Source organism: Streptomyces sp. NPDC090045, assembly GCF_044747975.1.
GTDB lineage: Bacteria > Actinomycetota > Actinomycetes > Streptomycetales > Streptomycetaceae > Streptomyces.
Genome location: NZ_JBIVFA010000003.1, coordinates 52,054 through 71,198, shown reverse-complemented (window position 1 = coordinate 71,198; position 19,145 = coordinate 52,054). Strand labels below are relative to the sequence as shown.

The following is a 19,145-nucleotide window of genomic DNA, read 5'->3' as shown; positions in this document are numbered from 1 at the left end:
ACCGTGAGCAGCAGCATGCCCGTCGGCGGCATCACCGCCGCGCCCGGGCCGTCCGGTCGTCCCCGGGACGGCAAGGCCGCCGAACTCGTCCTGCGCAACGCACGCATCCACACGCAGGACCCCTCCCGGCCCGCCGCGACGGCGATCGCCGTGCGTGGTGGCCGGATCGCGGCCCTGGGTGACGACGGTGACGTCGCCCGCCTGGTGGGACCGGCCACCCGGGTGGTGGACGCCCTCGGCCGGCGGGTGGTGCCGGGGCTCAACGACTCCCATCTGCACGTCATCCGGGGCGGCCTCAACTACGTACTGGAGCTGCGCTGGGACGGCGTACGCAGCCTGCGACAAGCCCTGTCCATGCTGCGCGAGCAGGCCGGACGCACTCCCCGGGGCCAGTGGATCCGGGTCGTGGGCGGCTGGACCGCCGAGCAGTTCGCCGAACGTCGGATGCCCACCGCGGCCGAACTCACCGCGGCCGCGCCCGACACCCCGGTGTTCGTCCTGCACCTCTACCAGTCGGCCGTCCTCAACCGGGAGGCCGTGCGCGCGGCGGGATTCACCCGGGACACGCCCGACCCCCGGGGCGGGCAGATCGTCCGGGACCGCAACGGTGAGCCGGGCGGCCTCCTGCTGGCCGCCCCCAGCGCGCTGATCCTCTACTCCACCCTCGCGAAGGCACCGGCGCTGGACGAGGCCGACAGGATGGTCTCCACCCGGCACTTCCTGCGCGAGCTGAACCGGTTCGGCCTCACCTCGGCCGTGGACGCGGCCGGCGGGTTCCAGAGCTTCCCCGAGAACTACGCCACCGTCACCGAGCTGGCCCGCGCGGGCGAGCTCAGCGTACGCATCGGGTACCACCTGTTCCCGCAGACCGCCGGCCAGGAACTGGCGGACCTCGCACGCTGGACCGAGACGGTCCGGCCGGGGGACGGCGACGCATGGCTGCGGCTGAACGGGGCCGGGGAGAACCTGACCTGGGCCGCCGCCGACTTCGAGAACTTCTCCGAACCCCGGCCGGAACTGGGCTCCTACGAAGCCGAGTTCGAGAAGGCGGTCCGGCTGCTGATGGAGAACGGCTGGGGCTTCCGGCTGCACGCGACATACGACGAGACGATCGGCCGCAACCTCGCCGTCTTCGAGAAGCTGGCCGCGGACGGGCTGTTCCCGGCGGGAAACAGCTGGCTGTTCGACCACGCCGAGACCGTCTCCGCCCGGAACCTGGAGCGGATCGCGGCGCTGGGCGGCGGGATCAGCGTCCAGAACCGGATGTCGTTCCAGGGCACGGCCTTCGCCCAGCGCTACGGGGCCGAGGCCGCTGCACTCGCTCCGCCCGTCGCCGACATGCTGCGCCACGGTCTGCCCGTCGCAGCGGGCACCGACGCCACGCGCGTCTCCTCCTACAACCCGTGGGTGGCCCTGCACTGGCTGGTCACCGGCCGGACCGTCGGCGGCGCGGCCCTGCGTCCGGCCGGGCAACTGGTGTCCCGCGAGCAGGCCCTGGAGCTGTACACCCTCGGCGGGGCGCGGCTCACCGGCGAGGAGGAGCACAAGGGCGTCCTCGGCGAAGACCGGTTCGCGGATTTCGCCGTCCTCTCCCACGACTACTTCGCCGTGGCAGCCGATGACATCCCGCACATCGAGTCGCTGCTGACCGTGGCCGGCGGCCGGATCGTGTACGCCGCCGGTGAGTACGAGGGCCTGGACGAGGCCCTCCCGCCGGTCAGCCCCGGATGGAGCCCGGTCGCGCACTTCGGCGGCTACCGGGCCACGCCCCCGCCCTCGGCGGCCGGCGCCCGCCAGGCCGATCTGCTGGCGGAAGCGGTCGCCTCCTCCGAGCAGCACCGCCGGTGGAGAGCCGCGCGCGGCTTCGCCCCCGAGGAGCCGCCCGCCGTCTTCGATCCGTGCTTCGTCCTCTGACCCGGCCGCACACCCGATCCCCTTTCCGTTCCACATCCCGCACCGTCCACCTTCGAGAGGAACTCCTCATGTCCGATTTCAACTTCGACCTCGATGCCGTCTCCGCCGCACCCAGCCGTGATCTGCTCACCCCCGACAACGCGATGATGCTGTTCGTCGACCACCAGCCGCAGATGTTCTTCGGCGCCGCCAGTACGGACCGCGTCGCCGTCATCAACGCCACCGTGGGCCTGCGAAGGCCGCCCGTGTCTTCGACGTCCCCGTGGTGCTGTCCACCGTGGCCGCCGAGTCGTTCTCCGGACCGATCCTGCCGCAGCTGCGCGAGGTGTTCCCCAAGCACGAGGTCATCGACCGGACCTCCATGAACGCCTGGGAAGACGAGGCCCTGGTCGAGGCGGTCAAGGCCACCGGCCGCCACAAGATAGTGCTCTGCGGCCTGTGGACCGAGGTCTGCCTCGTCCTGCCCGCCCTCTCCGCCCTCAACCAGGGGTACGAGGTCTACGTCGTCGCCGACGCCTCCGCCGGCGTCACCCCGGCCGCCCACGAGCACGCCCTGCAGCGGATGACCGCCGCCGGCGCCGTGCCCGTCACCTGGCTGCAGGTGCTCCTGGAGCTCCAGCGCGACTGGGCACGCACGGAGACGTACGTCGCCACCACCGACGTGGTGAAGGAACACGGAGGTGCGTACGGCCTGGGCGTCGTCTACGCCCACTCCATGATCGACCCGCACGCGGCCGGCTGACCGGACCTCTCGACCATGGACACCGATACCGGACTGCTCCTCCTCCGCCTCCTTGCGGGCCTGCTGATCGCCGCGCACGGAGTGCAGAAGGTCAGCTTCCGGCTCGGCGGCAGCGGGCTGGCGGGCGGGACCGAGGAGTTCCGGCGCGACGGCTTCCGCGGCGGGGAGCTCACCGCCCTCGCCGCGGGGGCCGGCCAGATCGGCTCCGGCCTGCTGCTGGCCGCCGGAGCCCTCACCCCGCTCGGCGCCGCCGGGGCCATCGGCGTGATGACCGTCGCGCTCACCGTCAAGTGGTCCCATGGCCTGTGGGTGCAGCACGACGGCTACGAGTACCCCCTCGTCCTCATCGGCATCGCCGCCACGCTCGCCCTCACCGGTCCCGGCCGCTTCTCCGTCGACCACGCACTCGGCCTGCCCCACTGGCCCGGCTGGTCGGCCGCGGCCGCGCTGGCGATCGGAGCGGCGGCCGGCCTTGCCGTACGCGCCCTGCTGCACGACCCGGCCGCGCCCGCGTCCCCGGCGCCGCCGAGGCTCCCCTGACCGCATCAGCGCGACCCATCTCGCCCCCGCCTCCCCCGTACCCGGAAGGACCCCGACGATGACCGGCCGTTCACCGAGCCGACGCCACACCCTGAAGACCGCCGTCGGCGCCGCAGCGGCACTGACCGTCGCCGCGGCACCGCCGGCCGCAGCGTCCGCCGCCGAACCCGGCGCCGAACCCGGCGCCGAACCCGGCGCCGAACCCGGCGCCGAGCCGGGAAAGGCCGGGAAAGCCACCGTGGTCCTGGTCCACGGCGCTTTCGCCGACGCCTCCAGCTGGAACCCCGTCACCGAACGGCTCCAGCAGTACGGCCACCGGGTGGCGGCCGTGGCCAATCCGCTGCGCGGCCTCACCCACGACGCCGCCCAAGTGGCCGCCCGGCTCGCGGCCGTCCCCGGACCCGTCGTCCTGGTCGGCCACTCCTACGGCGGCGCAGTCATCACCCAGGCCGCCGCCACCGCACCCAACGTCAAGGCCCTGGTCTACGTCTCCGCGTTCATCCCCGACGCCGGAGAGGTACTCGGCGAGCTCGCCGCACGGTTCCCCGGCTCCCAGCTCGAAGCCTCCCTCGCCCCCGTCCCCGTACCCGGACCCGACGGCACCACCGGCGTCGACCTCTACATCCGGCCCGACCGCTACCACGAGGTCTTCGCCCAGGACGTTCCGCGTCCCACCACTCGGGTGCTGGCCGCGGGCCAACGCCCGCTCAGCGGGTCGGCATTCACCGACCGCGTGAGCAGCGCGGCGTGGCACTCCCTGCCGTCGTGGACCCTGGTCTCCACCCTGGACCGGGGCATCGTCCCCGAACTCCAGCGATTCCAGGCCTCCCGGGCCCGGTCCCGGACGGTCAAGGTGCCGTCCTCCCACCTGCCGATGTACAGCAGGCCCGATGCCGTGGTCGCGCTGATCCGGTCGGCAGCCCGCGCCGTCACCGCCTGATGCCCCGCCACTTTTGAGGAGCCACCGTGTCATCCCCCGGAACCACTCCGTCCTACGCCCGTGACCTCGCCCGGGTCGAGGCGGCCAACGCCACCGGCCGCATCCCCGTCGTCTTCATCCACGGCCTGTGGCTGCTGCCCACCAGCTGGGACCGCTGGGCCGCCGTCTTCGAAGAGGCCGGCTTCGCGCCCGTCACCCCCGGCTGGCCCGACGACCCGGAGACCGTCGAGGAGGCCAACGCCCACCCCGAGGTATTCGCCGGCAAGAGCGTCGGCCAGGTCGCCGACCACTTCTGCGGCCTCATCGGCAAACTCGACCGCAAGCCCGTGGTCATCGGCCACTCCTTCGGAGGCCTGATCACGCAGATCACCGCCGGGCGAGGCCTCTCCCGAGCGTCCGTCGCCATCGATCCGGCGCCCTTCCGCGGCGTGCTGCCGCTGCCCCTGTCCTCGCTGCGGGCGGCGAGCGCGGTCCTCGGCAACCCGGCCAACTACCACCGGGCCGTCCCCCTGACGTACGAGCAGTTCCGCTACTCCTTCGCCAACGCGGTCGGCGAGGAGGAAGCCCGCGAGCTGTACGCCACCTTCGCCGTCCCCGCCCCGGGAGAACCCCTCTTCCAGGCGGCCGCTGCGAACTTCAACCCATGGACCGAGGCCAAAGTCGACACCACCTCCATCAACCGCGGACCGCTGCTGATCGTCTCCGGGGAGAAGGACCACACCGTCCCCTGGGCCATCGCCAACGCCTCCTACAAGAAGCAGGCCTACAACGCGCACGCGGTCACGGAAATCACCGAGCTTTCCGACCGCGGCCACTCCCTGACCATCGACCACGGCTGGCGCGAGGTCGCCGACACCGCTCTCACCTTCGTCCGCCGCTTCGCCGACCCGGCCGCATAGCTCGGCACGGCCCAGGCCCGACCGACTCCGGCCCGGACACCCGCCCGCCGTCGCCGGCCGCGACGGCGGGTGGGGAGTGGAGTGTCATGAATCCTGACAGGCCCTCACGGCCTAACCGCTGAGGTGGGCCAGGAGGAGGTTGGGCCGGGTCGTGCTGCGGGGTGACCTGGGCGAGCAGGGCCAGCGTGGTTCGCGCGGGCGAGTCGGCCTCGGTGGTGGCGACCACGATGTTCTGCCCCTGGTCCTGGCCCTGGCTCAGGGTCTGCTGGGTGACGGTCAGCGGGCCGACCAGCGGGTGCCGCATCTCGTAGGTCGCGACGGCGCACGCCGTGACGCGGTGGTCGTCCCACATCGAGGCGAAGTCGGAGCTCTTCGCGCTCAGTTCGCCCACCAGCGAGTGGAGCGCGGTGTCGTCCGGGTGCCGGCCCGCCACCAGGCGCAGATTCCCCACCACGGCCCTGGCCTTGGCCGGCCAGTCGGCGTACAGGTCACGGGTGTGCACGTCGAGGAACACCAGCCGGGCCATGTTGGGCCGATCCGCCGACCGGTCCGGGGCGTCCGGGTCCAGGTGTCCGGCGAACAGCGCGTGGCCCAGCCGGTTCCATGCCAGGACGTCGCTGCGGCGGCCGGTCACGATCGCCGGGACGTGGACCAGTGCCTCCAGCAGCTGGCCGGTCGCCTCCGTCACCCGCTCCGGGGCGGGCCGCCGGCCTCGGCCAGGGCCCGTGGCCGACGACCGGGCCAGGTTGTGCAGGTGCAGGCGCTCGGCCTCCTCCAGCCGCAGGGCCCGGGCGATCGCGTCCAGCACCTGTGGTGAGGCGTTCAGGGACTGTCCCTGTTCCAGCCGGGTGTAGTAGGAGACGCTGACACCCGCCAGCGACGCCAGCTCCTCTCGCCGTAGACCCGGCACACGGCGCCGCTCCCCGTAGCCGGGTATCCCAAGATCCTCCGGTTGCAGCTGGGAGCGCCGCGTCTGCAGGAACTCTCCCAGCCGCGCTTTTCCGTTCATGGATCCGAGTATGGGCCGGGCCCGACCGCACAGCCTGACCCTGGCGTTGTTAGGCACCGGCGGGTCTGGCTCCCCGGCGGGACCGGTGATGACCTGGGCGTCGCCGACATGGCACCACCCGACCCGTCCAGGAGGACACCTTGAGCGCCAGCGCCACCACCAGCGAGCACGACCTCTTCGAGGTCCTGGACGCATCGGATTTCACCTTCACCCGGCGCGCCTGGGTCGCTGCCGCGCCCGCCCGGGTCTACGACCTGGTCAGTGACGTGTCCGCCATCGGGCGCTGGAGCCCCAACGCGAGCGACGTCGCCTTCGACCAGGACGCCGGGCCCCGCGTCGGGGCCTGGTTCAGCGGCCGCAACCACAAGGACGGCAGGCAGTGGACCACCCGCTCCCAGGTCGTACGAGCCGACCCCGGCACCGCCTTCGCCTTCGTGGTCGGCGGCGCCGAGGACGGCATCGTGCAATGGAGCTGGACCTGCCACCCCCGGGGACGAGGAACCGTAGTCGAGCAGTCCTGGCAACTCCTGCGCCTCGACCCTGTTCTCGGCACCACCCGCGGCGACCTCGACGCCCTGCGCGACTACATGACGAACAGCGTCGAAACCACCCTGCTCTCCCTTGCCCAGTGGATCGCCGAAGCACCGACCGGGTGAACGACCCAGCGGGCCGGTACGCCCGGATCGCCTCACGACCCGCAGGAACTCCGCGGCCCGCAAGGGCAATCACGGCGGCCGGCCACCGGCGATCACCGACGACATGCCGCACACCGTGCTGCTCCGCCGCCGCGTTTCTTCGCCTTGATGTTCGTCGCTGTCAGCGGTTGGCTGTCAGGAGAGCGTGGGCGTGGCGGATGAGTGCCTGGCGTACCTCGTCTGGGGCCAGCACGGTGAGCGGTGTGGCCAGGCTGAGGAGGTAGGTGGCGAGATGGTCGGTGCTGTTGCCGCCGATCTGGACCACGGTGGCTTCGGGGCCGTCAGGGCTGTGTGTGCCGATGGTGGGTGGGACTTTTTGCAGGGCGCGGTCCAGGGGGATCGGGAGGCGGATCGTCGTGTATACGGGGTAGACGACGCTCGCGATCCCCCAGGAGACCAGTGCTGCGGCATCGGGCGGATCGGCCAGGTCTGCTGATTCGTTGGTGGGGCGCAGGTTCACGACCCGGTCGGCGCGGAATGTGCGCCATTCCTGTTTGGTGACGTCCCGGGCGACCAGGTACCAGCGCAGGCCGGTGTGGACCAGGCGGTATGGGTCTACGGCTCGCACGGAGGCCTGGCCTGCGTGGTTCCGGTAGGAGAGGGTGATGCGGAGTGAGCTGTGGCAGGCTCGCGCCAGTTCCAGCAGCAGAAGTGTGTCGATCTGCGGCTCGCCGGAGCGGGGAGTGTGTTCGAGCGTCCCGTCCAGTGTGCTCAGCTGGTCCGCCAGGTGTGTGGGCAGGCTCTGGCGGAGCTTGAGCAGCGCGGAGAGGGCGGCTTGCCCGGTGCCGAGGACTCCGCTGAGGGCGGCTTCGCGCAGGGCGACAGCGACGGCCAGGGCCTCCTCGTCGTCGAGCACCAGCGGCGGCATCCGGGCGCCGGGGCCGAGCCGGTAGCCGCCCCAGGGGCCGGGCGAGGATTCGACACCGTAGCCCAGGTCCCGCAGCCGGGCGATGTCCCGGCGGACTGTGCGGTCGGTGACCGCCATGCGCTCGGCCAGTTCACGGCAGGTCCATTCGGGGCGCGCGGACAGCAGTGACACCAAGCGCAGCAGACGGGAGGAGGTCCTGATCACAATCCTCCAGTGTTCCGTATGACCAGGACAGCTCCTGTCAGGGTCATCGCCTACGGTCCGGTCCCATGAACAAGCCCGAGATCCGTCTGCTTTCCTTCGACTTCGACTGTCCTGACCCGGCTGAGCTGGCCCGCTTCTACGGCGATGCCCTGGACCTGCCCGTGCTGTACCGCAGTGACGACTTTGTCCTGCTGGGGCGGGAGGGAGCCCCCGGGCTCGGCTTCGTCCGCCAGGCCGGCTTCCAGCCTCCGGCCTGGCCCGACCCTTCCCACAGTAAGCAGGCCCACCTCGAACTGGGCGTCGACGACCTCGACGCCGCGCAGGAGCGGATGCTCGCCCTGGGTGCCGTCCTCCCTTCCTTCCAGCCGCGGCCCGATGCGTGGCGGGTGCTCCTGGACCCGGCGGGGCATCCCTTCTGCCTGTCGACGCACGGAATCTGAGCCCATCCCGCCCACCGCCTTCGGCTGGGCTTTCGGGACCCTGCGGTGTTCGGCGTTGTCCTCCTCCTGGCCGCGGAGGAGGGGGCGTCCGACCCTTCTGCGGTGCGGGACGATCAGTCCGGTGCCCAGGTAGGCGCCGTCCGCGATGACGGTCGTGCCGACCGCCGCGGCCGGCAGGTCGGACTCGCGCCAGACGTGGGCGTCGGCCTTGTTGCCCGGCGCGGGGCGGGCGCTCGCGATGACCAGGCGGCTGTCGGCGTCGATGATGACCTGCACGTTTGCCGAGAACCGGTAGTTCCTCGACGAGGCACCGACGGTGCGGTCACGGACGGGGATGAGGGTGCCGTCCACGATCCACAACCGGTCCACATCGGCGACCGGCCGCGGGGCCGGCTCCAGCGCCAGCAGCGGACGCAGGCGCTGGATGACCCGGCAGACCGTCGCCGGGGAGATCCCGAACAGCGGCGCGAGCTGCCGCATCGTGAGGTTGGTGCGGTAGTACACGGCCACCAGCAGCACCCGGTCCGCCAGCGGCAGGCACCACGGACGCCCACCACCGGGCCCGTTCCCGCCCCGCTCCCGCACCACCTTCACCAGCTTCACGAACCGGTCCATCCGCAAGCCCGTGAACGCCTCCACCCACACCAACCCAACCCGCAACACCCCACCCATACAGGCAAAATGCCCAGAACCGAACCTTCTGCAACACCCTTTAGGGCGCGCATCGATCGTATTTCCTGGGAGGTTGTCAGGCTGCCCGGCTACGGTGCGGGCATGGTGAATTTCGTGCTGGTTGCAGGTGCACGGCTCGGGGCGTGGGCGTGGGGCGAGGTGGTGCCGTATCTGCGTGCGGCTGGCCACGGCGTCTATCCGTTGACGCTGTCCGGTCTTGCTGACAAGCAGGGTGTACCGGCGGGGCAAGCGACTCACGTCCAGGACATCGTTGCCGAGGTAGAACGTCAGGGTCTGCGTGACGTAGTCCTCGTGGGTCACAGCTACTCGGGCATCCCGGTCGGTCAGGCCGCGGAGCGGATCGGTGACCGACTGGCCCGCGTGGTATTCGTCGACTCAAGTGTTCCAACTGACGGCGAGTCGTTTGTCTCCGCCTGGCCGGACGGTGGGGCGGCAGTAGAGGCATCGATCGCCGAGAACGGGGGGTTTTGGCCGCTCGCGCCAGCTGCTCACTACGACGGCGAAGGTCTCACCGATGAGCAGATCGCACGCCTCGTGCGTGGCTCGACGCCTCACCCAGGCGCCACGCTGACCGAGCCCGCTGTGCTGGCGGGGCCGCTCGGTGAACTTCCGGCGACATACATCCTGTGCGTAATGCCGGGGGCCGAGCCCGATGACGCCGAGCCCGACGATGATGTGGCTGAGCTGCTGAACAGCAAGCGCTGGCGGCTGGTCAAGATGGACACTGGCCATTGGCCGATGTTCTCCCAGCCGCGCGAGCTGGCGCGGATTCTCCTCAATGCTGCCGTGGAGTGAGAGCACATCCATGCCTGCGGGCTGGTTTTGGACGCGCTTGATGTGTGCTGGTCACAGCCATTCGCCGATGGCCGCTATGAGGACGGTCGCCTCATAGCGGACCGCTAGCTTGTCGTATCGCGTGGCGACGACGCGGTACCTGAAGTGCGTTCCTCCGCTGGCTGTGTAGGGATCCGTGTGGGTGTCCACCCTGATGTCGCTCACGACGTAGAGGTCGACGGTGTTGTCCTTGTCCCGCACGTGAAGGACTTCGTTGATGGTCAGCTCTACGCTCGTCGCGGCGCCCGTGGTGCCCTTGACCTCGACGTGGCGTTCCTCCGCGCCTCGGGTGCGGCGCAGGTCGTAGGGCCTGCCGAACTTCTCGACGGTCCAGCCGCCCTGTTCGTCGGGGTCGAAGGGGATGCCGACAAGTTCCAGGAGGCGCTGGGGGTACTTCAGGCGGCGTCCGCTTCCTCGTCGGGCCAATGCCGGGCCTGGCCCTCGTAGAAGCCGCCGCAGACCTGGAAGAGGCAGAGGGTGGCGGTGCCCCGCAGCCAGTCGGGCAGCTGCACGCGGGGGGAGGCTCCGGTGGCGAGGATCGCGAAGCGGGGCTGCGCGGTGTCGTACGCGGGCTTCTTCTCGTCGTTGCAGTACTAGGCTGGTCGCAGAGATTCCATCAAGGAGCAGGGCAGTGCGAATAGAGCGTCACCAGGTGGGCGGGGCCGTCGTGTCCGCGGCACTCGAAGACTTCACGAACCGCATCGGGGGTCAGGTGCGGTCCATGTCGAAGGGCGGCCGGATGGCCACCTACGAGTGGCAGTCGATCGCCGACGAGTTCCTCGACTACTTGGGCGCCCTGTCCGTCGAGACGCCCGGTCTCGACACCGCGGAGGCCAAGACCGCCCTCAAGGACGCCTCCGAGGCCGCCGCCGGCGCCGTCGCGTACGCGGCGTACCACCCGCACTGCAGCTTCAACGTCTTCCTGGAGTACGTGAACTTCGGCATGAGCTACGACCCGGGTGATGACGCACCCGAGGAGAGCGTCACGCCCGGGGAGTGGATCGACGCGCTCTGCCTGTCGGTCCTCAGGGACAAGGCCAAGTGGCACGGCGAGGAATTCACCTTCGCTCGGCAGAAGTTCGCCGAGCAGGCGAAGGGAACGCCCGCCGGCGAGCTCGCCACGGGATTGACGGCCGTGGCCCTGGACGACGCCGGCGACGGCGAGTACCCGCCGAGCACGCAGGCCAAGCTGGCCGCCGTCGACGCGGCCCTGGACCGGATCCGTACCCGTGCGGCGGAGACGGGCGAGCCCCTCCTGGACCAGCCGAACGGCCTGGCACTGCGGACGCTGCGGGCGCTGGCCGCCGAGGACCGCCCGGGCTTCGACGCCGCACTGGCCGAACTCCTGGTCAGGCACAGCGCTCTGCACGGTCCGGCGGACTCCCCGAGCAGCCTGCTCCCGCTCGTGCCCATCGCCCTGGCCGCGATCGCGTACCGGACTCTGGGCTGGGCGCCGGCTGTTCGCACCGACTACCTCCCGCACGCGCTGGTCACCGGCTTCGAGAGCCGGGGGCCGCGGGTCGGAGGGCTCGGCCGGAACCGGCGTCCGGACGCGGTCGCCGCGCTCGCCGCGGGCCCGCTGGTGGTGGAGCGGCCCGCCTGTGAGCGCGAGGGGATCGCGCGGATCGAGGCCATGTACGAGGAACACCTCCACGAAGCGTTCGCTCCCGTCGACGGCAAGCCCCTTGCTGTCTGGCATCTGGGCAGCGTGCTGGAGGACCAGCAGCGCCTGTTCCAGTGGCGGGCGGGAAATCCCGGCAACGTTGCGGACGCCCAGCTCGCCACTCTTCGCCTGGCCTCTCAGATAGGGGCGGCCCTGTTCCGCATCGCACTCGCGGAGCCGGACACCGAGGTTGAGGTGTCCATCGGCGGGCGCACCCTGCGCTACCCCGCCAAGCGGGGCAGGGAAGCCGGTGCCGGGTACTGGCAGGCGGCCACCACCTTCGCCCTGATCACCGGCGCACGCGAGGACCTCGCCCCGCTGGTCCTCACCGGCCCCACCTTCGCCCGCCCGGACGGCTCCGCCTTCACCGCGTACCGCGAGGCCCTCCACGCCTATCTGAAGGGCGCCGAGCCCGAAGCGGCCGCGCAGCGGGCACTTCACGAGGCCGAGAAGGCCAAGGACTGGGGCTTCGCGATGCCGCCGGCCGTGCTGCTCTCTCAGCTGGTGGAGGGCGACGAGGAGAGCTTCAACCTCGCTCTGGCCGACGCGCTGGAAGCCCACCGCGCGTACTACGAGGTCGGCGACCGCTCCGACTACCCGGAGGTCTCCGTCAACCTCGACGTCCTCGCGCTGGCCTGCCACGCCCGCCGTCGCGGCTGGGACATCCGCGTCGAATCCCCCTACCTCCCGCAGGAACTCCTGCGAACCGCCGAACCCTTCTAGGCCGTTTGCCTTGGATCACCTCGCTGACCAAATGAAGATGGCGGCGAGGTGGAGTCCGGCGAGGTAGGTGGTGGCGGTCTTGTCGTATCGAGTGGCCAGGCCGCGCCACTGCTTAGTGGTCAGTCCACCGCGGGACCGTCCGAGGGCGTGGTCGTTGGACTCGCCGGGCGGGGCCCCCTTTGGGCGGGCCCCGGCGGCGCTGGGCACGGACGATGGCGGAGCCGACCGCGACGACCCAGTCGAGGTCGCCTTCGACGTCGGCCTGGGCAAGCAGCGCGGTGAACACCCTCTCCCAGGTCCCGTCGGCGGCCCACTTCCGCAGCCGGTTGTGGGCGCCCTTCCACGAACCGAAGTGCTCGGGCAGATCCATCCACGGCGTCCCGGTCCGGTACTTGAAAGCGATCGCGTCGATCACCTGCCGGTGATCCCGCCACCGCCCACCCCGTATGGGCGCCCGATCCGGCAGCAACGGCTCGATCCGGGAGGTGGAACGGCTGGTGGAACGGCTGGTGGAGCGGCCTGCCGGTCCCGGCGTCCCAGGTAGCCGACCGGTGGCCAGCGCCACCCACGATTACCCCGGTCCGACCGTCGCCGTACATGGTCGCGGCCACGGCGTGGACGGGAACGCCGTGGCCCGTGATGATCCGCACCCGGGATCCGTCAACGTGACGGGCCGGCCGTCCGGCAGCACGGCGGACGTCGCGGCGACCACCGTCGAGGTCGTTGCGGGCACCGCGCGGATGAACCGGCGGGCCGTCAGATCCCACAGCGCGGTGGACCTGTCGCTATTCCATGCGACCGCGACATCGGGGCCACTGGGCAGCGATGCCACGGCTGAACGGATGCGGCGAAGTCGAGTACTGATCCTTCGCGGCGTTCCTACCGCGACTCAAGGAAGTGAACCTCGCGGGGCCTGACCTCCAGGTCACTCAGGCCGTCGGGCGTCGCACCCATCTCGCGGGCAAGGTCGGCCGTCGCCCGGAAGGCATCCTCGGACTCGAACGCGCCGGTGGTGACGACGGCGGCGCCGTCCGGGGTGACCCAGACCCCGACGGACAGGAAGCCCGGCTGTTGCCGCAGCGCCTCGGCGACCCGGTGGCACTCGGCGACGAACTCATCGACGTGCTCGGGGGCCGGGTAGTGGTAGGCAACGAAACCGAATGACATGACGGTGTCCTCTCTCGTGTTATACGATGCCGTACAACGCGAGGCTAGACCTGTTGTACGGCTTCGTACAACAGGTCGGACAGGGTGAGGTGGGCCACAGATGGGCGCACTGCGCACACCGCGCGAGAAGTGGGTCGAGGAGGGACTGCGGGCGCTGGCCGCGGGCGGTGTGGAGGCCGTGCGGGTCGAGGCGCTCGCCAAGGCGTTGGGGGTGACCAAGGGCGGCTTCTACGGGTACTTCGCCGACCGCGACGCACTTCTGGCCGAGATGCTGGACACCTGGGAGCGCGAGAGCGTGGACGATGTGATCGACCAGGTCGAGCGGGAGGGCGGCGACGCGCGGGACAAGGTCCGCCTGGCAGGGCGGCTCACCTTCTCCAGCGACCGCCTGCTGCCCATCGATCTGGCCATCCGCGACTGGGCCCGCCGCGACCACACCGTCGCGGAGCGCCTGCGTCGCGTGGACAACAAGCGCATTCAGTTGGCACGCGACGCAATCGGCACTTTCTGCGACGACCCTGACGAGGTCGAGGCCCGCGCTCTGCTCGCCTTCTGCATGGCCATCGGTAGCCACTTCCTCGCTGCCGACCACCCCGGCACCACCCGCGCCCCGGTCATCGCCCGCGCTGCCGACATCATCCTCGACCTCCGGCATGGCAACCCCGGCGGATGACCGCCTCCCAGGAAGTGCGCTGCTGATCCTCACCGTTCGGCCCGGTCGAGGGCTGTGCAGTTGCGGCGCGGTCTGCCAACTCGGCCATATCGCCCTGCTCGGCACCCTCCGCCCCAGGCGTCACAAGGGTTCCGTCCGTCTCGACTGACTCAAGATCCCCGAATGCAGTACCGGCGAGGTCTGATAACACGAGGTTCGCGCCCCGGCGGGCCTCCCGCACGGCCACGCCGTGAGCCCTGGCCACAGGCACCAGGCGCACCCGACTTCGCGTGCAGGCCCGAGCCGGTCTCCTGCCGCACCATGTCCGCGACGCCGTAATCCTGGAGCCGCTTGAACACATTCGCGCAGGCCGCCACCGTACCGGGAAGGCGGAACGGAGCACCTCCGCTCGCACGGAGAGCACCTCATGTGCCCGGAGCAGTTCAGAGGCAGCGCCGCGCTTTCCCTTCCTCCCGGCCTTGTCCGATTCGGTCACGCCGAGTACCGCAGCGGAGCGGACTGCGGGAGCAGGACCGCTCCCCCGGACCCGGACCGTAGGGCGCGTTCGGCTCGTGCCTGGTGCAGGGCAGCAGTCTCGGTGGCGGCGAATTCGAGGCAACGCTGCAGGACGACGGGGGAGATCGGCGCCGGCTGCTCGTCGACGGGCTCCTCCGGGTCGGGGAATGCCCACCGGCTGAGCTCCCGCATCACGGCAGACTGCCGCTTCACCGGCTCCGTGATACGGAAGCCCGCATGTCGCGGCGGTGCGGCCCCAGGGTGCACCTCAATGACACGTCGGTAGCCCTCCGGCGGGGTCCGTCGCTACACCGGAGCGGCGGGCGGCTCGACCGGTGCGAGGGCGGCGTCGGCCCGGGCGGGCGCGGGTGCAGCTCCGGGCGGCAGGATCCGCAGGGCGCGCACCACCGTACGGCCGGCCGCGGCGTTGGCGGCCGCGCTAACTCGGGCCTGCTCCAGGCGCGCCTTCGTCACCCAGGCCGGCGAGTCCGGGCACACAGTGAGCTGGCCGGACTCCGGATCGAAGCCCACAGCGGCGACGTGCCCGGCGAGGTCGGGGGCGATGGCCGCCCACCGCCCGCACAGGCAAGCGCGGCGGCCGGGAGCGTCCAGGCCCGCTCGGTGACCAGCGCGCCGAGCGCGGCACCGAGCCCCAACGGCTCGCGCCCGTCGCACCGCACCGTACGGACTACCCGCGGCTTCGACTTCGCCTTCTGGCCAACGACCGTGCCGCCGCTGGAGGGCGCCGCAGAGGCAGATCGGTCCGCGCCACTCGTTCGGGCTGCATCCCCCGGTCACACCGGACGGAACCCGACGTCGTCGGTACCCTCGCCGGCATGACGTCACCCGACGCCCGGAAAGGAGTTCCATGTCGGATCCGATGACCATGCTGGCCATGACGGGGGCGACGACCATCGTGGCGGCCATGGCCACCAGTGCGTGGGAGGGCACCCGGGAGCGTGTCGTCGAGCTCTTCCACCGCCGTGGCGACGAGCGGTCCACCGCGTTGCAGGCTCAGTTGGACGGTGACGCGGAACTGGTCACGGGCGAGAGCGACGACACCGACGGCGTACGCAACGACCTCGTACGCCCCTGGGCACGCCGGATCAGCGCCCTGCTGCGCGAACACCCGGAGACCGCAGACGAGTTGCGTGCCTTGATCGAGGAGGTCTCCGTGCCCCCGGCCGCCCAGGAGTGGTCGCAGCACATCACCGCGCACGCCGGCGGCGTCGCCTTCGGCGCCCAGGGACCCGGCAGCAGCGTGCATGTGCACCATCACCGGCCGGCCGCCGGCGATTCCCCCGTATGAGCGCGCCGGACCCGTCGGCGCGTCAGCACGTCACCGCGGAAGGGGGCTTCGCGTACGGCGTGGTAGGCGCAGACCTCCATGTGTACGTGGACGGGCTGCCCTCCTACGTCCTGGAGGAGTGGCTCCCCCCGCCCGAGTCGGACGAGGAATGGCTGCGGGAGCTGCCCAGCCGCCTGCTCAGCGCCCGGCACGAGATCGTCCCCTTCACCGGCCGCACGGATGAGCTCGCCGAGCTCCGCGCGTGGCGCGGCGCCGTCGGCCGACGGCTCGCCGTCCGCTGGCTGCACGGGCCCGGCGGCCAGGGCAAGAGCCGCCTCGCGGCGGCGTTCGCCCGGGACAGCGTCGCCGAAGGGTGGAAGGTCGTGAGGGCCGTGCACGCCCCCGGCAACGTGCTCCCGGGCAGCGCCGGCGGCGACCTGCGGGCCGCTGGCGCCGCAGGGGTGCTGCTGATCGTCGACTACGCCGACCACTGGCCGCTCCCCCACCTCACCTGGCTGCTGAGCAACCGGCTGCTCCACCATCGCGACCTGCCCACCCGGGTGCTGCTGCTGGCCCGCAGCACGGACCAGTGGCCAGCCGTGCAGGCCGCCCTCCACGACTCCCAGGCGGCCACCTCCGTCCAGGCCCTGGAGCCCCTGCCGGAGCGCGGCGGCGAACGGGCCGAGATGTTCGAGGCCGCACGCGACACGTTCGCCGCCTGCCTCGGAGCCGCCCCGGGCGCGCCCGACAGCACGCCGTTACGAATGCCCCCGCCGGTACCTCTGGACGGGCCGGACTTCGGGCTGACGCTGGCCGTCCACATGGCCGCCCTGGTCGCCGTCGACGCCCACCTTCACGGCCGTCGTACACCCACCGACGCCGTCGGCCTGGTCACGTACCTCCTCAACCGCGAACAGGCCCACTGGGCGCGGCTCCACACCCAGGACGCGGGCCGCGCGACGGCCGCCGCGGGGCGGACGTACACGACTCCGCCACAGGTGATGAACCGCGCCGTGTTCGCGGCTGCACTGACGGGGACCGTACGCCGGGAGACCGGCCGGAACGTCATCGACAGGGTGACCGCAAGCCCGCCCGCCACACCGCACCCCGCCGAGCGGGTCCTCGCCGACCACAGCATCTGCTACCCGCCCTCCGGATCCGAGCCCGCCGTCGTCCTCGAACCCCTGCTGCCCGACCGGCTCGCCGAGGACTTCCTCGCCCTCACCCTTCCCGGCCACTGCGCGCAGAGCGTCTACCCGCCGTCCTCCTGGGCCCCGGAGGCGCTCGGCCGCCTCCTGCTGCACAGCGGCGACGGGCGGCCGGCGCCCTGGACGCCCCGCGCGTTGATCTTCCTCGTCGCGGCCGCCGAACGCTGGCGGCACATGCGCCATGACCACCTGTACCCGCTGCTGCGGCAGGCACCATGGCTCGCCGTCGCCGCCGGCGGACGGGCACTCGGCGCGGTAGCCGCGCTCGACGACATCGACATGGCACTCCTCGAGGCGATCGAGGCTCTTCTCCCCCAGCACGAGCACCCCGACCTCGACCCGGCCCGCGCGGTCCTGGTGGAACGGCTCGCCCGGCACTGGCTGGCGGCCACGGACGATCCGGACCGGCACGCCGTCGTCCACGGCAAGCTGGCGAACGCCCTGCGCGGCGCCGGACGGTACGAGGAGGCACACCATTCGACGGTGCGGGTCGTCGCGCTCCTGGAGCGGTTGGAGGCCGAGCGGCCCGGCTCGCAGACCCCGCACCTGGGCGTGGCGTACGCCAACCTGTTCACCAGCCACACAAGTCTGGGCCGACCGCACGAGGCCGTCGAAGCGGCGGAACGGGCCGTGCACTTCGAGCGCCTCCTGGCCGAGACCGACCCCGAGGGCCGGTTCGCCGGGCTCGGCCCCGACGGCCGACAGGCCCGGTGGGCGCTCGCCCTCTGCGACCACGCGCAGGCCCTCGGTACCGTCGGGCGGTGGGCGGAGGGGTTCCGCGCCCATGCCACGGCGCTCGACGTGCTTGTCCTGCTCGCCGAGCAGGACGCCGCTCGGCACCGTAACGACCTCGGCGCGACCCTCCTCAACATCGGTGCCGACCTCTCCGCTTCAGGGCGCGGCGGCGCCGCTGTCGCGGCGACGGAGGGGGCGGTGCACCTCCTCGGGCCCCGGACGGTCGGCGACCGGCCCGACCATCCCGGGACCTACGCACTGGCCCTGTCCAACCTCTCCGGCCTCCTGCTCACCTGGCGCCATGCCCTCCCCGTCGGCACCGACTGGCGGGGGCGGGCCCTCGACGCGAGCACCCGGGCAGTCGCCATGAACCGGCGTCGTGCCGAGGCGAACCCGGACGCGTTGGCCCCTTCGCTGGAACAGTCCCTGCGCGCCCACGCCGGCGCCCTGGAAGCGAAGGGCCGCGCCGCAGAGGCACGTGTGGTCCGCGCCGAGGCCGACGACCTGCGCAGCCGCATGCGACCACCGCCTGACGTGAGCGGCGTGCCCCGAGCGCACTACGGACCGCAGCAGGCCGGCGAGGCGACCGACGCCTTGGAGACCGCCGTCTACAGGTACATGGTGCGGATCAAGGCACCGGTCTACGCCCGGCGCCTCATCGCCCTGCTCCAGCCTGTGGCGGCACGAGAAGGCGCCGCAGGGCTCGCCGCGCGCACGGAGATCACCGACGCGTACCGGCGGCTGGCCGAGGACGGCTTGATGAGGGACCGTCTCGATCACGCGGAGGCGCTCGTCCGGCTTGCTCTCCATCGTCGGGCGATGGGGCGTGACACGGGAGTCGGAGAGCTGCTGCGCCGTGCGGTCGGGGTGTACGAGGACCTGATGGCGACAGCTGCCGGCCCCGGCTCGTACCGCGAGGACGTGGTCCGCACTCTCGGGCTCCTTGCGCGGTTCTACGAGGAGACTGGCGCGGCGGCGGAGGCCGGCGCGGTGCGCCGGAGGATCCGCCGGCACCACCCGCCGTGGCGGTGGCTCGTCCGTCCGGCGCGACGCCAAGCCCCCTGAGACCCAACCAGCCGTCCGCTCCAGAGAACCCGTGCCGGACCGCCCGCACCTTGCCCACCCAAGTCCTCCCTGCCTGAACTTCGACAAGGCTCCGGGGCTATCGTTGTGCCGCCCGGACCGAGGAGTCCCTCTTCCCCGTCACGCTCCGCGTCGAGGACGGACAGCTGCTCGCGTACCACCAGGACCTGCTGCTGGCCTGTCTGTGGCCCTCGGGCAGGGACTTCTTCGACCGCACCATGGTGCAAGTGCAAGAACTGGGCGGAACGGCGACCGCCTGTGCGGAGGCTCACGAGGGCTCCATCAAGGTCTACGTCGAAGACAACAATCCGCTCCCCCGAGTGCGCTATCCA

The 19,145-nt window shown here is 71.6% G+C and carries 18 protein-coding genes and 3 pseudogenes; 12 read left to right on the top strand and 9 right to left on the bottom strand.

What is annotated here, in order from left to right:
• The first annotated feature begins 15 nt into the window (after positions 1-15).
• The 5 genes and pseudogenes from ACIPYQ_RS09330 to ACIPYQ_RS09310 all read left to right on the top strand — a co-directional run bounded on the left by ACIPYQ_RS09330 (position 16) and on the right by ACIPYQ_RS09310 (position 5,035).
• Positions 16-1,914, top strand: a complete 1,899-nt coding sequence (locus tag ACIPYQ_RS09330) for an amidohydrolase (RefSeq protein WP_401249311.1) — start codon at positions 16-18, stop codon at positions 1,912-1,914.
• A 68-nt stretch (positions 1,915-1,982) separates the two neighbouring features.
• A pseudogene (locus ACIPYQ_RS09325) lies at positions 1,983-2,656 on the top strand (hydrolase).
• 15 nt (positions 2,657-2,671) lie between these two features.
• Entirely contained in the window at positions 2,672-3,196 is a 525-nt protein-coding gene (locus ACIPYQ_RS09320) for a DoxX family protein (RefSeq protein WP_401247923.1), read from the top strand.
• Between the two features lie 58 nt (positions 3,197-3,254).
• On the top strand, positions 3,255-4,136 hold the full coding sequence (locus ACIPYQ_RS09315; RefSeq protein WP_401247920.1) for an alpha/beta fold hydrolase: 882 nt from the start codon (positions 3,255-3,257) through the stop codon (positions 4,134-4,136).
• A gap of 26 nt (positions 4,137-4,162) precedes the next feature.
• Positions 4,163-5,035, top strand: a complete 873-nt coding sequence (locus tag ACIPYQ_RS09310) for an alpha/beta hydrolase (protein ID WP_401247918.1) — start codon at positions 4,163-4,165, stop codon at positions 5,033-5,035.
• Here ACIPYQ_RS09310 and ACIPYQ_RS09305 read toward each other — a convergent pair.
• Positions 4,998-6,044: a helix-turn-helix domain-containing protein gene (locus ACIPYQ_RS09305; protein WP_401247915.1), complete on the bottom strand. Its 1,047-nt coding sequence runs from the start codon at positions 6,042-6,044 to the stop codon at positions 4,998-5,000. The genes ACIPYQ_RS09310 and ACIPYQ_RS09305 overlap by 38 nt on opposite strands.
• A gap of 140 nt (positions 6,045-6,184) precedes the next feature.
• On the opposite strand from ACIPYQ_RS09305, the gene ACIPYQ_RS09300 reads away from it, so the two are divergent.
• Positions 6,185-6,700, top strand: a complete 516-nt coding sequence (locus tag ACIPYQ_RS09300; RefSeq protein WP_401247912.1) for an SRPBCC family protein — start codon at positions 6,185-6,187, stop codon at positions 6,698-6,700.
• A gap of 160 nt (positions 6,701-6,860) precedes the next feature.
• On the opposite strand, the gene ACIPYQ_RS09295 is transcribed toward ACIPYQ_RS09300, so the two are convergent.
• Positions 6,861-7,811: a helix-turn-helix transcriptional regulator gene (locus ACIPYQ_RS09295; protein ID WP_401247910.1), complete on the bottom strand. Its 951-nt coding sequence runs from the start codon at positions 7,809-7,811 to the stop codon at positions 6,861-6,863.
• Between the two features lie 65 nt (positions 7,812-7,876).
• Here ACIPYQ_RS09295 and ACIPYQ_RS09290 point away from each other — a divergent pair, with 65 nt between their 5' ends.
• Positions 7,877-8,251 carry a VOC family protein gene (locus ACIPYQ_RS09290; RefSeq protein WP_401249308.1) on the top strand — a complete coding sequence of 125 codons (375 nt, stop codon included), beginning with the start codon at positions 7,877-7,879 and terminating at the stop codon, positions 8,249-8,251.
• Between the two features lie 35 nt (positions 8,252-8,286).
• Here the strand turns inward: ACIPYQ_RS09290 and ACIPYQ_RS09285 are convergent.
• A pseudogene (locus tag ACIPYQ_RS09285) lies at positions 8,287-8,923 on the bottom strand (transposase family protein); the annotation flags it as partial.
• Between the two features lie 102 nt (positions 8,924-9,025).
• On the opposite strand from ACIPYQ_RS09285, the gene ACIPYQ_RS09280 reads away from it, so the two are divergent.
• Entirely contained in the window at positions 9,026-9,739 is a 714-nt protein-coding gene (locus ACIPYQ_RS09280; RefSeq protein ID WP_401247907.1) for an alpha/beta fold hydrolase, read from the top strand.
• Positions 9,740-9,790: 51 nt separating this feature from the next.
• Here ACIPYQ_RS09280 and ACIPYQ_RS09275 read toward each other — a convergent pair whose 3' ends face one another.
• Entirely contained in the window at positions 9,791-10,204 is a 414-nt protein-coding gene (locus ACIPYQ_RS09275; RefSeq protein WP_401247904.1) for a protein NO VEIN domain-containing protein, read from the bottom strand.
• 205 nt (positions 10,205-10,409) lie between these two features.
• Here ACIPYQ_RS09275 and ACIPYQ_RS09270 point away from each other — a divergent pair, with 205 nt between their 5' ends.
• Positions 10,410-12,164 (top strand): immunity 49 family protein, encoded by a 1,755-nt coding sequence (locus ACIPYQ_RS09270; RefSeq protein WP_401247901.1) that lies wholly within the window; start codon positions 10,410-10,412, stop codon positions 12,162-12,164.
• A gap of 15 nt (positions 12,165-12,179) precedes the next feature.
• Here the strand turns inward: ACIPYQ_RS09270 and ACIPYQ_RS09265 are convergent.
• The 3 genes and pseudogenes from ACIPYQ_RS09265 to ACIPYQ_RS09255 all read right to left on the bottom strand — a co-directional run.
• Positions 12,180-12,278: pseudogene (locus tag ACIPYQ_RS09265) on the bottom strand (IS5/IS1182 family transposase); the annotation flags it as partial.
• Positions 12,277-12,729, bottom strand: a complete 453-nt coding sequence (locus ACIPYQ_RS09260) for a transposase (protein ID WP_401247898.1) — start codon at positions 12,727-12,729, stop codon at positions 12,277-12,279. The gene ACIPYQ_RS09260 and the pseudogene ACIPYQ_RS09265, both read right to left, overlap by 2 nt.
• Before the next feature lie 314 nt (positions 12,730-13,043).
• Positions 13,044-13,331 (bottom strand): antibiotic biosynthesis monooxygenase, encoded by a 288-nt coding sequence (locus tag ACIPYQ_RS09255; RefSeq protein WP_361763554.1) that lies wholly within the window; start codon positions 13,329-13,331, stop codon positions 13,044-13,046.
• A gap of 100 nt (positions 13,332-13,431) precedes the next feature.
• On the opposite strand from ACIPYQ_RS09255, the gene ACIPYQ_RS09250 reads away from it, so the two are divergent.
• Positions 13,432-14,004, top strand: coding sequence for a TetR/AcrR family transcriptional regulator (locus ACIPYQ_RS09250; RefSeq protein WP_361763557.1), 573 nt, complete (start codon positions 13,432-13,434; stop codon positions 14,002-14,004).
• 471 nt (positions 14,005-14,475) lie between these two features.
• Here ACIPYQ_RS09250 and ACIPYQ_RS09245 read toward each other — a convergent pair whose 3' ends face one another.
• A complete protein-coding gene (locus ACIPYQ_RS09245) occupies positions 14,476-14,712 on the bottom strand; it encodes a hypothetical protein (RefSeq protein WP_401247895.1) in 237 nt (78 codons plus the stop codon).
• 93 nt (positions 14,713-14,805) lie between these two features.
• Complete coding sequence (locus ACIPYQ_RS09240; RefSeq protein ID WP_401249304.1) at positions 14,806-15,369, bottom strand: DciA family protein; 564 nt, start codon at positions 15,367-15,369, stop codon at positions 14,806-14,808.
• Here ACIPYQ_RS09240 and ACIPYQ_RS09235 point away from each other — a divergent pair.
• Positions 15,368-15,808 (top strand): hypothetical protein, encoded by a 441-nt coding sequence (locus tag ACIPYQ_RS09235; RefSeq protein WP_401247892.1) that lies wholly within the window; start codon positions 15,368-15,370, stop codon positions 15,806-15,808. The two genes, ACIPYQ_RS09240 and ACIPYQ_RS09235, sit on opposite strands and share 2 nt — an antisense overlap.
• On the top strand, positions 15,805-18,795 hold the full coding sequence (locus tag ACIPYQ_RS09230; protein ID WP_401247889.1) for a hypothetical protein: 2,991 nt from the start codon (positions 15,805-15,807) through the stop codon (positions 18,793-18,795). The genes ACIPYQ_RS09235 and ACIPYQ_RS09230 overlap by 4 nt, the downstream gene beginning before the upstream one ends.
• Positions 18,796-19,145 lie beyond the last annotated feature (350 nt).